This is a genomic window from Nonlabens sp., from assembly GCF_039941875.1.
Lineage (GTDB): Bacteria > Bacteroidota > Bacteroidia > Flavobacteriales > Flavobacteriaceae > Nonlabens.
Genome location: NZ_JBDVDQ010000004.1, coordinates 158192 through 171599 on the forward strand (window position 1 = coordinate 158192; position 13408 = coordinate 171599).

The 13408-nt window shown below is 34.8% G+C and carries 13 protein-coding genes; 5 read left to right on the forward strand and 8 right to left on the reverse strand.

Annotated features, from left to right (window positions below):
• The first annotated feature begins 200 nt into the window (after positions 1 to 200).
• Positions 201 to 1103: a gliding motility-associated ABC transporter ATP-binding subunit GldA gene (gldA, locus tag ABJF08_RS03775; protein ID WP_348114711.1), complete on the forward strand. Its 903-nt coding sequence runs from the start codon at positions 201 to 203 to the stop codon at positions 1101 to 1103.
• Between the two features lie 5 nt (positions 1104 to 1108).
• Here the strand turns inward: gldA and ABJF08_RS03780 are convergent, their stop codons facing one another.
• The 4 genes from ABJF08_RS03780 to ABJF08_RS03795 all read right to left on the reverse strand — a co-directional run bounded on the left by ABJF08_RS03780 (position 1109) and on the right by ABJF08_RS03795 (position 4208).
• The gene (locus tag ABJF08_RS03780; RefSeq protein ID WP_348114712.1) at positions 1109 to 1813 is read right to left on the reverse strand and encodes a TIGR04283 family arsenosugar biosynthesis glycosyltransferase; all 705 of its coding nucleotides are present in this window, start codon (positions 1811 to 1813) and stop codon (positions 1109 to 1111) included.
• Between the two features lie 36 nt (positions 1814 to 1849).
• The gene (locus ABJF08_RS03785; RefSeq protein ID WP_348114713.1) at positions 1850 to 2626 is read right to left on the reverse strand and encodes a DUF547 domain-containing protein; all 777 of its coding nucleotides are present in this window, start codon (positions 2624 to 2626) and stop codon (positions 1850 to 1852) included.
• Between the two features lie 146 nt (positions 2627 to 2772).
• The gene (locus ABJF08_RS03790) at positions 2773 to 3594 is read right to left on the reverse strand and encodes a purine-nucleoside phosphorylase (protein WP_348114714.1); all 822 of its coding nucleotides are present in this window, start codon (positions 3592 to 3594) and stop codon (positions 2773 to 2775) included.
• Positions 3591 to 4208, reverse strand: coding sequence for a TIGR04282 family arsenosugar biosynthesis glycosyltransferase (locus ABJF08_RS03795; protein WP_348114715.1), 618 nt, complete (start codon positions 4206 to 4208; stop codon positions 3591 to 3593). The genes ABJF08_RS03790 and ABJF08_RS03795 overlap by 4 nt, the downstream gene beginning before the upstream one ends.
• 231 nt (positions 4209 to 4439) lie before the next feature.
• On the opposite strand from ABJF08_RS03795, the gene rpsO reads away from it, so the two are divergent.
• The 3 genes from rpsO to ABJF08_RS03810 all read left to right on the forward strand — a co-directional run bounded on the left by rpsO (position 4440) and on the right by ABJF08_RS03810 (position 7206).
• A complete protein-coding gene (gene rpsO, locus ABJF08_RS03800) occupies positions 4440 to 4709 on the forward strand; it encodes a 30S ribosomal protein S15 (protein WP_104514560.1) in 270 nt (89 codons plus the stop codon).
• A gap of 45 nt (positions 4710 to 4754) precedes the next feature.
• Complete coding sequence (locus tag ABJF08_RS03805; protein ID WP_348114716.1) at positions 4755 to 4880, forward strand: hypothetical protein; 126 nt, start codon at positions 4755 to 4757, stop codon at positions 4878 to 4880.
• 94 nt (positions 4881 to 4974) lie between these two features.
• Positions 4975 to 7206 (forward strand): polyribonucleotide nucleotidyltransferase, encoded by a 2232-nt coding sequence (locus ABJF08_RS03810; RefSeq protein ID WP_348114717.1) that lies wholly within the window; start codon positions 4975 to 4977, stop codon positions 7204 to 7206.
• 517 nt (positions 7207 to 7723) lie between these two features.
• Here the strand turns inward: ABJF08_RS03810 and ABJF08_RS03815 are convergent.
• The 4 genes from ABJF08_RS03815 to ABJF08_RS03830 form a co-directional block, all read right to left on the reverse strand.
• A complete protein-coding gene (locus ABJF08_RS03815; RefSeq protein ID WP_348114718.1) occupies positions 7724 to 8416 on the reverse strand; it encodes a hypothetical protein in 693 nt (230 codons plus the stop codon).
• Between the two features lie 481 nt (positions 8417 to 8897).
• Positions 8898 to 9422, reverse strand: coding sequence for a hypothetical protein (locus tag ABJF08_RS03820; RefSeq protein WP_348114719.1), 525 nt, complete (start codon positions 9420 to 9422; stop codon positions 8898 to 8900).
• 85 nt (positions 9423 to 9507) lie between these two features.
• The gene (locus ABJF08_RS03825) at positions 9508 to 9765 is read right to left on the reverse strand and encodes a hypothetical protein (protein WP_348114721.1); all 258 of its coding nucleotides are present in this window, start codon (positions 9763 to 9765) and stop codon (positions 9508 to 9510) included.
• A 128-nt stretch (positions 9766 to 9893) separates the two neighbouring features.
• Entirely contained in the window at positions 9894 to 12392 is a 2499-nt protein-coding gene (locus tag ABJF08_RS03830; protein ID WP_348114722.1) for a chondroitinase-B domain-containing protein, read from the reverse strand.
• A gap of 151 nt (positions 12393 to 12543) precedes the next feature.
• On the opposite strand from ABJF08_RS03830, the gene rpe reads away from it, so the two are divergent.
• Entirely contained in the window at positions 12544 to 13203 is a 660-nt protein-coding gene (gene rpe / locus ABJF08_RS03835) for a ribulose-phosphate 3-epimerase (protein ID WP_348114723.1), read from the forward strand.
• The last annotated feature ends 205 nt before the right edge of the window (positions 13204 to 13408 follow it).

Below are 13408 nucleotides of genomic sequence, written 5' to 3' on the forward strand. Positions count from 1 at the left end.
AATCCATACCAGAAATAAATATTTGTCATCATAATAAGCAGCTAATGTAAAATAGATTTTTATAAATCCATTAGTTTTCAAGAACTTTTAAGGAATATTTACTACTCTATCGTTGTAGTAGGGTAATTGTAATGTTCTCGCTTTCGCGAAAGCGAGATAAAAAACAATCTTCTAAGCTTTACATTTCTTATCTTTACCTTATGTCTATAGAAGTAAGTAAAGTATCTAAATATTACGGGCAGCAAAAAGCTCTCGATGAAGTAAGTTTCACCATTAATAGTGGTGAAATAGTTGGGTTTCTAGGCCCTAATGGCGCTGGAAAATCTACCATGATGCGCATTCTTACCACCTATCTTAATGCAAATGAAGGAAATGCGATAGTTAACGGACATGATGTTGTAGAAGAACAACGTGAGGTGCAAAAATCAATAGGCTACTTACCAGAGAACAATCCTTTATATCCAGATATGTATGTGAAGGAATATCTTTCTTTTAGTGCTGGAGTTTATAACATCACCGATTCTAAAAATAGAATTAACGAGGTTATTGAAGAAACAGGATTAACGTCCCACGTAGGTAAAAAAATAAACGAACTTTCTAAGGGTTACAAACAACGTGTAGGACTTGCTAATGCGTTACTGCACCGTCCTAAAGTTTTAATTCTAGACGAACCTACCACAGGTCTAGACCCAAATCAACTAGTAGAAATACGTCAATTAATTAAAAAAGTAGGAGAAAACACTACCATTCTTCTCTCCACGCACATCATGCAAGAGGTAGAAGCTATGTGTGATCGTGTGATTATCATTAATAAAGGTAAAATAGTCGCAGACGATTATCTTGAAAATCTTAATAGCGATGCAATTCAGGTTATTGAAGTAGAATTTGATTACCGAGTAGAGCCAGAATTACTTAATCAAATAAATAGAGTACGAGAAGTAAAACAACTACAGGGTTTTAACTACAGTCTCAAATTTGAGACTAAGGAAGATATGCGCAGTACGGTTTTTGATTTTGCCCATGATAATGGATTAAAAATTCTATCGCTGAATAAAAAGAACAAAAATCTAGAAGCTATGTTCACTGAACTCACTGCAGAGTAATAGCATCAATCACATTTACTCAAATAATATTCATACAACTCGTCAATAGTTGCACCTCGATATTTTCTCCAATAGATGGTTAAATAAAACCACTGAAGTTTGAGCACGCCTTTTTCATGATAGCGTCTCGCACTGGTTTTTAACCATTTTGGGATTACATAATATTGATCTATTTCATACAATCTTGTAATAAGATCATAATCTTCATAAATAGGAATGCTGGTATTATAACCACCTATCTGGTCATAAAGCTCTCGTGTAATATATTGAGATTGATCACCACCGCGACTTGCTTTCCATGAGAATCTTGTAAACCATCCTATGATAATTAACCAAGGATGAGAGCTTTTAAACTTCATCCTGAAGCAACCAGCAGGATGGTGATTTCTAACCGCATTTATAATTAACAAATCATAATCCTTAGGCGGATAAGAATCTGCATGGAGAAAATAGAGAATTTCTCCTGTAGCTACTTTTGAGCCATTATGTAATTGCTTACCACGTCCTTTTTCTGAGGTAATTAATTGAACAGACATTTCTGGATTAGTAAGAGCAAAATCATTTACTAACTTTACAGTAGCATCCTTGCTACCACCATCTACAATAATCACTTCTAATAAACTAGCATTATTTGCATAGTCATAGAGGTGGTTTAATAATTTTATAATTGAAGATTCTTCATTAAGAACCGGAATAATAATACTGATCATATGGTCACATGTACGTAAGCAAACTAGGTTCGGTTTTTATTTCTGACTATTTAGTGACCAGTCATAATCCTTATAAGAATAAGAGTCTTTTTCTGCTATCTGTGTGTCAGCATATTGATTAATAAACTGTGCAAGGGTCATACCGTTTTGAGTAAAGTCTGCTGGGTAAAAATCAAAAATAGAACTCAATTTAGGATTTTGTGGATCACTAAGGTCATTCTTATCTGAATTTACAAATTCTTTTGCACTTTTATCCATAAGCGCATCCACATTAGCTGCTGTAAAAGCTGTATTCTGTAATTTAGGACATGAGAAACTAGCACAATTAATAGCAAAATGTATGCGGGCATCTCCCATTTTTTGAAGGACATTTTTTTCTATTGCTGCGAGAGAATATTCTTTATTACCTACTTGAGCAAACTTCTTTAACCACACCTGACCCAAAGGTCCATCTATATCTTTAATACTAGTAGGCATATCATTCATAAGAATAAGATCTACTGTATTTGCATTATATAAATTGATGTAATAAGCAAATTGCTCATTAATACCCCATGATTTTTGAGGAGCATTTACGTTTAAGTAATTTAAATATTCTTTTAATTCTGCCTGTTCTTCTTTAAGACCTGCATAATCTACAAATCCCTCGTCATCTACATATTCTTTGAGAATTGCGTCCCATTTGCTATGATCTAGCTGACCTTTTTCAGATGGTATTTCTTGATCTTTTTGTAAAGTCTGGTAATAAAGATCTCCACCACCCACACAAGATGCCGTTAATAAAACTAATAACACTACAACTATGTATTTCATAATATCAAAACTTAGTGTTGCTGCAAGCACAACAATTCTACCTTAGATTTAAAGAACAAAAAAGCGGAAACAAGATTCCGCTTTTTAATTCATTGTAAAAGTAATAGGATAGTATCACATCAATATAACAATTGATATAGATATCATTAGATCAATTCTATCAAACCTTTAAATAAGGCAACCATCTTAGGTTCTGCCGTACCAGCTATTGCGATAATATCTGCAATGTCTACTGGCTCAAGGTTATCAGGATCACACTCGTCAGTTAATACTGATATAGCACTTACTGGCAAGTTTAAATGATTTGCAACAATAATTTCTGGAACCGTACTCATACCAACGGCATCTGCTCCTAATAGTTTGAGCATTCTATATTCTGCTCTAGTTTCTAGTTGCGGTCCTACTACACTAGCATAAACACCTTCTTTAAGAGAAATATTTTGAGATGCTGCAAGCGATTTTAATTTATCATTCATCTCCTTATCATAGGGAGCACTCATATCTGTGAATCGCTCGCCAAATTCACTTACACCTTTAAACGCAAGTGGACTACCACCTTGCAAGTTGATATGGTCATCGATAAGCATTAAATCACCTTTTTTCATATCTAGATTAACAGCACCTGCAGCGTTAGAAACTAATAAGTTTTTAATTCCCAAACCATGCATTACTCTTACCGGATAGGTTATATCAATAAAATCATAACCTTCATACAAATGAAAACGACCTTGCATGACCACTACTTTTTTACCACCTAAATCTCCATAAATTAATTTACCAGAATGAAATTCTACCGTCGCCAGTGGAAAAGAAGGTATCTGATTATAGTGTGCTACTTTTTGATTTTCTATACTGTCTACTAGTTTACCTAGACCAGTCCCAAGAACGATTCCTACCTCAGGAGCTTCAAAACCCTGAGATTGTAAATATTCTATAGACTGTGTGAGTTGTTTTTTACTAAGCATCATATGTTTTTTAAAAAAGGTTGAAATGCTGGAATGTCTTTTATATCTTCATAATAATCTACATCATTACGCTCTTCCAGCATAGCATAATTTACATTTTTTAGATTACTAAGTGTTTTTTCTAAAACCGTTTCAGTTCCCCATTCTTTATCTTCAAAAACTCCATCAACTAGTTTTTTAGTAAACCCTAGAAGGTAATAACCTCCATCTTCGGCAGGGCCTATTACAGCATCCTTAGTTTTTAACTGATTAAAAGCATGTTCTAAATCTGCCTGACTCATATCATGCATATCAGACCCAATGATAATAACATGGTCATGATTTTTAAATGCTTTTTGAAAAGCATTTTCCATACGCAGGCCGAGATCTTCACCATTTTGCACATGTTTATCATACACCTTATTATCCCAAGAATCGTTTTCATGAACACGCTCACTATACCAGACTTGTTTAGTAGCGTTAAGGTCTACCGTAATTTCTCTGGTGTGAGCCAGTAAAAATTTATAAATATCAAATGCAACTTGATCTCCTACCGTAGCGGCAAGACGGCGTTTACCCTTTCCTATTTCAGGATTGCGAGTAAAAATGATAAGACAATTAGAGTTATTTGTATTCAAAAGAAATGATTTATGATTACAATATTAAGATAAAGAGATCACGGTTTTATGACAGCTATCATTAATTTAACGTTGTATTTTTCAACCTTAAATATAGTTATCTAGAAAATAAAGATATAAATGATCGCATATTATTAATTAATCGTATTTTTGCAAACGCTAAGAGAATGAATCTCGCGGCACCGTCAGATAGACTGACATACATAATATTCATTATCAAATAATTTTGGCATGTATTTAGCACCAGAAAAAAAAGCAGAGATTTTCGCAAAGTACGGAAAAGACGCAAACGACACAGGTAACACAGACGCACAAATCGCGTTATTCACTTACCGCATTAACTACTTAACGGGACACCTTAAGAAAAACCGTCATGACTATAACACAGAGCGTAGTCTAGTAAAACTAGTAGGAAAGCGTCGTTCACTTCTTGATTACAAGATGAGAAAAGATATCGTTGCTTACCGTGAGTTGATTAAAGACTTAGGTATTAGAAAATAATAAATTGGGGACCTTGCGTCCCCTTTTTTGTTTTCTGCGCATCGCATGCGTAGAAATTTCTTACCGCATACATTGCGGTTATTAAACGTAGAAGATAGATTCTACTTACGCTTTCGCGAAAGCGTAACAAAAATACAAATCGCAGTTCTAGATGCATGCGATGCGTCTTAACAGTGTAAGGACTGCACTGCAAATCAAAGCTGGTTTCTCACAAAGTAAACGCCTTCTCTACCACACAACTTGAGATTAATGTTTAACTATAATTATGAAACCACAAGTTTTTAAACAAGTGATTAAAATGGCCAATGGGCCTGACATCACTATCGAAACTGGAGCGCTTGCAAAACAAGCACATGGATCTGTTGTGATCACATGTGGAAAAGCAATGCTTCTAGGAACCGTAGTATCCAGCTACAAATCAACTGGACTAGACTTCTTACCACTTACTGTAGATTACCGTGAGAAATTTGCCGCTGCCGGTAAATATCCAGGTGGATTCTTTAAGCGTGAGGCACGTCCTAACGATGGAGAAGTACTTACTATGCGTCTTGTAGACCGTGTATTACGTCCATTATTCCCTAAAGATTACCATGCAGAAGTACAGGTAATGATTCAATTAATGTCTCATGACCCAGAAGTAATGCCAGACGCGATGGCTGGTCTTGCTGCAAGTGCTGCAATACAACTATCTGATTTACCTTTTGAATGTGCTATATCTGAAGTACGTGTTGCGCGTGTGGATGGTGAGTTTGTTATCAACCCAAGTTATGCACAGCTAGAAGCGGCAGATCTTGAGATGATGATAGGTGCTAGTGCTGACTCTGTAATGATGGTGGAAGGTGAGATGAGTGAAATTTCTGAAGAAGAAATGATCGCTGCTATCAAAGCCGCTCATGAAGCTATCAAAGATCAATGTGCTGCACAAATCGCTCTTGCTGAACAAGTAGGTAAGAAAGATGTACGTGAGTACGAAGGTGAAAAAGAAGACGCTACTATAGAAGCTAAAGTAGCAGAACTTGCTTACCAAAAAGTATATGATGTTGCTAAAAAAGGAAGTGCAAAGCACGAACGTAGCGCAGCATTCTCTGAAATCAAAGAAGAAATCAAAGCAACTTTTTCTGAAGAAGATCAAGCTGAAAATGGAGATCTTATCTCTAAGTATTTCAACAAAACACATAAGAAAGCAGTACGTGATGTACTACTTAACGAAGGTGTACGTCTAGATGGTCGTAAGACTACAGACATACGTGATATATGGTGTGAGGTAGATTACCTTCCATCAACTCACGGTAGTGCTATTTTCTCTCGTGGAGAAACTCAAGCACTAGCAACAGTAACTCTAGGTACATCTAGAGATGCAAATGTAATAGACATGGCATCTCAAGAAGGAGAAGAGCGTTTCTACTTACACTATAACTTCCCTCCATTCTCTACAGGAGAGGCTCGCCCATTACGTGGTACGTCTAGACGTGAGATAGGACACGGTAACCTAGCACAACGTGCATTAAAAAGAATGTTACCAGAAGATCTTCCTTATACAGTAAGAGTAGTATCTGAAGTACTTGAATCTAACGGTTCTTCTTCTATGGCAACAGTTTGTGCTGGTACTATGGCTATGATGGATGCAGGTTTACCTATGAAAAAACCAGTTTCTGGTATCGCAATGGGATTAATCACAGATGGTGATAAATACGCAGTTCTTTCTGATATTTTAGGTGATGAAGATCACTTAGGAGATATGGACTTTAAAGTAACTGGTACAGAAGATGGTATCACTGCATGTCAAATGGATATTAAAGTAAAAGGTCTTTCTTATGAAATCCTTACTAACGCTTTAATGCAGGCTAGAGATGGTCGTATGCACATATTAGGAAAACTTACTGACACTATCGCTGTACCAGCTGCAGACGTGAAGTCACACGCTCCTAAAATGGAATCTTTAGAGATCGAAGGTAAATTCATAGGTGCTGTAATAGGACCTGGTGGAAAAGTTATCCAAGAGATGCAAAAAGAAACTGAGACTGTAATCAACATCAAAGAAGATGGTGATATGGGTGTTATCGAGATAGCTGGTACAGACCGTGCTAAGATCGAGGCAGCTCTAGAAAAAATCAGAAACATCATTTTTGAACCGACTGTCGGTGAGGTTTACAGCGTAAAAGTTGTAAAAATGCTTGACTTTGGTGCAGTAGTAGAATTAAGACCTGGTAAAGAAACATTACTTCACGTAAGTGAGTTTGATTACAAGCGTATTGAAGACCCATCTACAGTTCTTAAAGTAGGAGATGTTCTTGACGTAAAATACATGGGTGTAGATCCACGTACTAAGAAGCAAAAAGTTTCTCGTAAAGAATGTATGCCTAAACCAGAAGGTTGGGTAGAGCGTCCACCACGCCAGCGTGATGACCGTCGTTCTAATGACCGTCGTCCACGTCGTGATGACCGCAAGAAAGACGACAGGCCACGTCGTGATGCTAATGATTCTAAGTCTGAGTAATAAATTAAAACTATCACTCTGAATTCATTTCAGAGTCTGATAGTATTATTCTTATAGATTATTATAAATTTAAAATCCCTCTTGAAATTTCAAGAGGGATTTTTTAGTGTGATTGATTTATTTATACTAGTAAACCAACTGCTCTATTGAGTTAGTGTCTTATATGCCATGCGTATTTTTTTCAATATGATATTCAATGAAAATCAAGAAGCTCTAAATGGATGATTTCTTTGACTTAATAAGTCTAGATGAAATCCACCAAATTAATGCTGTTAACCAAATAATTGTAATAACGCCTTGAATTAATTCATAATATGTTTCTGGATTTAATAGTAGCATAATTATTGTGACAATCACTAGCAATACAATAATTCTTTTCAAAATTATTTTTTTCTCTTTCTCACTAGGCTTACTCCTTCTTTGCTTCCTATCGATAATAAGAACAGCTATTGTAACTGGCAACATAATTATTCGCAATATTTCTATAAAAGACATCATAATAAATAAAAATTAACAGTTACAAAGTACCATCACATTGCGTTGCAAAATATATGGTTTCAGCATATGACCCTGCCATATTTGCGTATCCTACTACAGCACCAACGCCCGTAGGAGCAGTTGCTACCATTACTGCACCACTTATAACGGTTTCAACAAATGCCATTCCTGCTCTCGCGCAGGCTCCTATTTCAGTACCAGTTGCATCGGCAACTATATTAATTAAACTAGAAAAGAATCCTTTTGTCTCAAAGCGCGTATTATACGCTGGTGAGTTATAAACATTTATAAGAAGGTTATACAAATATTCAGCTTCCATATTAATTATTAGCTCTGAATTAGACTCTATATAATTCAGTAGTTCCACATTTTTTGTTGAACTAAGACCTGCATAGCTCTCAATAAAATCTCCAAATGATTGATAATTTTGATTTTCATTTGCTTCAAAATAAGACTTAGCCTCCTCATTCATTACCTCTGAATCAAAATCATTGACTCTGTTATCAAAAGAGATGTCTTCCATTATATAAAGCAATCCAAGAGCTAATTCAGTTTCATCTTCAGAGTAACTAACATTTTCTGATTTTAAATTAGTTTCAGGATAAACCGAGTTTTGATTTAAGTCATTTAGAGTTTCATCCTCACTACAAGAATTCAAAATTAAACAAAGTCCTAATAATAAAAATGGTAAAAATTTAAAATGTTTTTTCATTATAAAGTAAATTAAAGTTAATGCCTACTCTTAACGATTTTCGGCTTACCAAGTTTAAGGGGATAAACTAATATAGATTTGCAAATCTTTTATAAAGAAAAAAAACGCTTGCTTCCTAATCATTAACAAGCTTCCCACATCTTTTTAATTTTTTTTTAACTCATTGTAAATGTATTGTTTAAGAAATAAAAGTGACATCTCTTATTGAAATTAAACAAAGTTATTGCTTCTTAATAATAGTTAAACGCTATAAAATATAACCTTTCATGAAAATGAAATAAAACATCCACTGAATTAAATAAAACGAGCAGCAAGTCCAATTGAAAAGCGAAAAAGAAGTAAACCTATACTTTGTGGAGATGATAATGAATCTAAGTCAGAATAATTAGATCATATTTTAGCTTTCGCGAAAGCTTATAAATTAAAATGCCTCTTGAAATTTCAAGAGGGATTTAAAAATACTTATATAAAATGAAACAAGTTATTCATCAAGATTATCAATAATATCTGTTATAGATTTCTTTACAACAGAATTTACTTGTTCACCAACTGGATGTTCAATAAAGAAATCATATAAACATGGTTTAGTTTCTTCATCTCCATCTATTTCGAGATAGAAACTCTGTAAATTTCCATTTAAATATTCGACGTATCTACATGGAATCTCATACTCATTTCTATATCCGTTGCCTATTTGATGTTGCATTCCATCGCATTCGTCTGATCTCCATATACCTGATGTCCATATAATTTTGGTTCCGTCTGGTTCATGGTAAAAGACTGTAACTCTCACAAAAGCACATTTCCCAGATCTAAACATAAGATCAGAAGTTGATGTGAAATGACCATCATACCAATGTACTAGCCCACCAGCTTCTACAAAGGCTTGTTCAGTAAATATTATCTCTTCATTTTCTAAAGCTTGAGCTTTAGAAAAACTGTACAAAAATATTATCGAAAAAGAAAAAAAGATTAAAACTAAGAATCGTTGATAATATTTTTTCATTATAAAAAATTTAAATTATAAGCTACCCAAATTATCTTGGCTTTTATAAAACTACTATAATCTTAAAAAACTTTTAGTAAAGAATTTACAATTCATTAAATATCATGTAGCCGCCATATACCAAAGCCCCTAAAATGAACACTCCAGAAATAATCCAAGAGGTTCTACTTTTTACAATCTCGCCATTTTTAACCTTCTTAAAAATCAAGAAGCTAAAAACAGCTATTGCTACTAATAAAATAGCCATCTGAATTCTGAAGTCCTCAACATATTTCATTACAAACATGTAATAAACAAAAAGAAATAAAAAGATAAGGATAGGAAGGCTGGTTGTTTTTTTCATGATTCTAAAATAATAGTTTTTTTTATGGGGCAACTATTTGCTATCTCGCTTTCGCGAAAGCGGAATCAAAAAATCTATAGTTAACTAAGTTACAAGGCTTTTTTGATTACATAAATCGTTACTTATTACTATTGTTTGATCACTTTATCAGTAAATAAAACTTGATTATTATTTCCTGTGACTTGTATAAAATACATTCCAAGTTTCAATGATTTGCTTATTAAAATTTTATTACTTGAATTTATTTGATCGTTTTTATAAACCACTTTCCCTAAAAGATCAACCAGTCTTATGGAACTAACTTCATCGATAAAAGCATCTGGAATGTATATGGTAAACTGGTCTTTAAATGGATTAGGATAGATACGTACCTGAGGTTTCTCAAGAATAGCATCTGTAGTAGATAATACCGCTCCACCACAAATAATCTCTAGATCAGATATGGAGACCCATGGACCTGTATAGGTTGCTGCTCCTGTAACTGTTAATTTTACATAACGTACAACAGTAGGATTAAACGTGTCGTTTATAGAAGTACCTCCAGTCGTATTTGCCTGACGATCTACTAAGGTTGTAAATCCTGAAGTCGCTGATGTGGAAGAACCTTCAATTAGATATTGATAATCACGTCCTGAAAATGGAAATAGATTCATACCGCTTACATTGAGTCCTTCTCCTAAATCGATCACCATAGACTGTGGAAATGTCATCGCACTCCATCTATTGCTATCGTTTCCATCTATTACATTTATAGCTTCATTACCAGCTTGCTCATCTGTAAAACTATCTACACTAGCATTTAACGCAAGGTTAGTTCCAGGTGTACAATCTGGAGCCATTAACGGCGCTGTTACCGTAATCATAGATGTTGTCGTAAAACCACCATCTACTGTAGTAGCTGTGATGGTTGCGTTTCCTGCTGCCACTCCAGTTACTACACCGCTTGCGTCCACAATTGCTATCGTGATATCACTAGAAGACCAATTCACTTGTTGATTTGTGGCAGTTGATGGAGTAACAGTTGCTATCACTTGAATAGTTCCTGTTTCTTGAACCGTTGCGGTAGTCGGATTAACACTCAGCCCAGTTACTGAAATAGGTGCGCATGTAACAATAGGGGAACATGTTGAAGCAACGGTAGTTCCTATGGCATTAATATAACAAGATCCTTTACCATTACCTACCTGAGCATCTATAATAGGAGATGGATTTGTAGCCATACCAGTCGCTCCTACTATTTCATGCGCGCCCACATCTTTATTTGTAGACGGCCTAGTAAATCCTTCTATATCTTTAGAGACTTGATTAAAAGTTCCAGAAGAGGCATCAACTGCCTGACCAGTTGTACTTGGTTTAAAAATCTCGCCACTTGGACTGAAGTTAGCATTTGCATTTGTAATTCCAGAATTAGTGATTCCGATGTTGGAACCACCAAAAACATTTCCTTGATACGTCATTTGCCCACCTATTGCAGCAACAGAACCAGATATAATAGTCCCATTAGTACTATAAATGAGGTTATTTGCAATAATCCCTTGTGGTGGTGTAGTCGCTCTCTCACTATTATAATAAATAGGGTCGTCAGAATTATAGATCGTATTGAAAGCAATCAACACGTTGTTTACAAATTGATAACTGTTGCTAGTTCCTCCAGAAACCGAATCACCTCCCATAATAATTATACCACCATTAAATGTACTGCTAGAGTTATTAAGTCCTTGCATGTAATTGTTAATGATAATATGATCCTGATCTATAACTCTAATTCCTCCAGAACTAGATTTATTTTCACCTAAAAAATAATTCCCTTCTACGAGAGCTCCAGCACCATGTCTTAATACTAATGAGCCACGACAGCTTCTAAAAGTATTATTGCGATACGTATTTCCTAAACTCTTATTTGATATAATTTCAGACTCGCCATCTACATCTTGAAAATAATTCCCCTCAACCAACACACCGGCATTAACAAATTGCCTACCACTAGACCCTATACGTATACCTTCAGAATCGCCTGAGTTTGCGCGTCCATCTTTAGGAGGCACATTATAGAAATAATTATCTTTTATAACATGACCTGCAACGCCACTATTTTGATGAGATAATTCTACCAGAATAAAAACACCTGTAGAGTTCTTGTTCATCATCGTACAATTTTCAATGGTGTTATCATGCCCATAAAGAACTATCCATCGACTTTTTTCATCTCCTGCGGTCGCTAGGTTATTAAAGGTGCAATTTCTAATAATGCTATTGTTAGCAAAATCACTGCTCGACCCATCGCGTCTAAATTCTACATGATTTCTAGTACCTACTCCACCATTCCAGTAAAAACCATCTATTATTAAATAATCCCCATAAATATTCATTTCTGAACTACCGTTAAAAATAACACCACCAGGCGATTGAGCCTTTAAAACAATAGGGCTTCCAGGCATACCAGAAGCATTAAAAACTATATTTTGATTAGAATAAATACCATCAGTCCATGTAACGACATCACACGGTTGAAGATTCAATGCATTGAACTGACTTACCGAATTTACAGTATAATCTGTAGCTAGTGCTTGAAATGAACTTAATACGGTAAAAACCAAAATCCCTAAAAGAGAATATCGTGAAATCATAGGGGACTTTTTAAACATACTATAAAAATTGGTTGACCAATTTAAGAATTTATAAATAAATAATTATCTCAGAAAGATATCTTTTTTGAATTCGCTTTCGCGAAAGCGGAATCAAAAAACTTAAATTTGCAAAACCTTTAAAACACACAAGATGTCTAAACTTATTGCACCATCAGTACTTGCTGCAGATTTTGCTAACCTACAACGTGATGTAGAAATGATTAACCGCAGTGATGCTGACTGGTTTCACATCGATATTATGGATGGCGTTTTTGTACCTAACATCTCTTTTGGTATGCCTGTATTGCGAGATATCGTAAAGCATGCGACAAAAACTATCGACTGTCACTTGATGATCATTGATCCAGATCGTTATGTAGAGACTTTTGCAAATTTAGGCTGTAACATTCTCACGGTACATTATGAAGCGTGCACACACTTACACAGAACGCTGCAATTGATCAAATCTCATGGAATGAAAGCTGGCGTAGCATTAAATCCACACACAAGTGTTGATTTATTAAAAGATGTGATACAAGATCTAGATATGGTCTGTATTATGAGTGTAAACCCTGGTTTTGGTGGTCAGAGCTTTATCGAAAACACTTATGATAAAGTAAAAGCTCTTAAAAAGATAATTACTGAAAAAGGTGCCGACACTCTTATAGAGATAGATGGTGGTGTAACTGATAAGAATGCAAAACAACTGGTAGACGCTGGAGCAGATGTTCTAGTTGCAGGTAGTTATGTATTTAAATCTAGTGATCAAGAAGCTACCGTTGCTGGTCTTAAAAAACTAGCAAATTCATAATTTATAGAAATAGCAAGTAAGTTATAATTTAGTTTCCATAAAAACACTACATAGCCTTGTCGCTACATCAAATTAATCGATGTAATGATAAGGCTATTAGCATTTAAGCGATAAAAAACACCAGTAGCACTTTATACAACATCCTTAATGTTTATTTAACTTATATTGTTAATCATTAAACAGTTTATTAGAATTACTTTTGCAC

Bases quoted from the DNA above. Each gene is read 5' to 3' on its own strand.
- ABJF08_RS03780 (WP_348114712.1), bottom strand. From the start codon at position 1,813: ATGATCAGTATTATTATTCCGGTTCTTAATGAAGAATCTTCAATTATA.
- ABJF08_RS03825 (WP_348114721.1), bottom strand. From the start codon at position 9,765: ATGAAAAAAACAACCAGCCTTCCTATCCTTATCTTTTTATTTCTTTTT.
- ABJF08_RS03815 (WP_348114718.1), bottom strand. From the start codon at position 8,416: ATGAAAAAACATTTTAAATTTTTACCATTTTTATTATTAGGACTTTGT.
- ABJF08_RS03820 (WP_348114719.1), bottom strand. From the start codon at position 9,422: ATGAAAAAATATTATCAACGATTCTTAGTTTTAATCTTTTTTTCTTTT.
- rpsO (WP_104514560.1), top strand. From the start codon at position 4,440: ATGTATTTAGCACCAGAAAAAAAAGCAGAGATTTTCGCAAAGTACGGA.
- ABJF08_RS03785 (WP_348114713.1), bottom strand. From the start codon at position 2,626: ATGAAATACATAGTTGTAGTGTTATTAGTTTTATTAACGGCATCTTGT.
- ABJF08_RS03805 (WP_348114716.1), top strand. From the start codon at position 4,755: ATGCGTAGAAATTTCTTACCGCATACATTGCGGTTATTAAACGTAGAA.
- gldA (WP_348114711.1), top strand. From the start codon at position 201: ATGTCTATAGAAGTAAGTAAAGTATCTAAATATTACGGGCAGCAAAAA.
- ABJF08_RS03810 (WP_348114717.1), top strand. From the start codon at position 4,975: ATGAAACCACAAGTTTTTAAACAAGTGATTAAAATGGCCAATGGGCCT.
- ABJF08_RS03830 (WP_348114722.1), bottom strand. From the start codon at position 12,392: ATGATTTCACGATATTCTCTTTTAGGGATTTTGGTTTTTACCGTATTA.
- ABJF08_RS03790 (WP_348114714.1), bottom strand. From the start codon at position 3,594: ATGATGCTTAGTAAAAAACAACTCACACAGTCTATAGAATATTTACAA.
- rpe (WP_348114723.1), top strand. From the start codon at position 12,544: ATGTCTAAACTTATTGCACCATCAGTACTTGCTGCAGATTTTGCTAAC.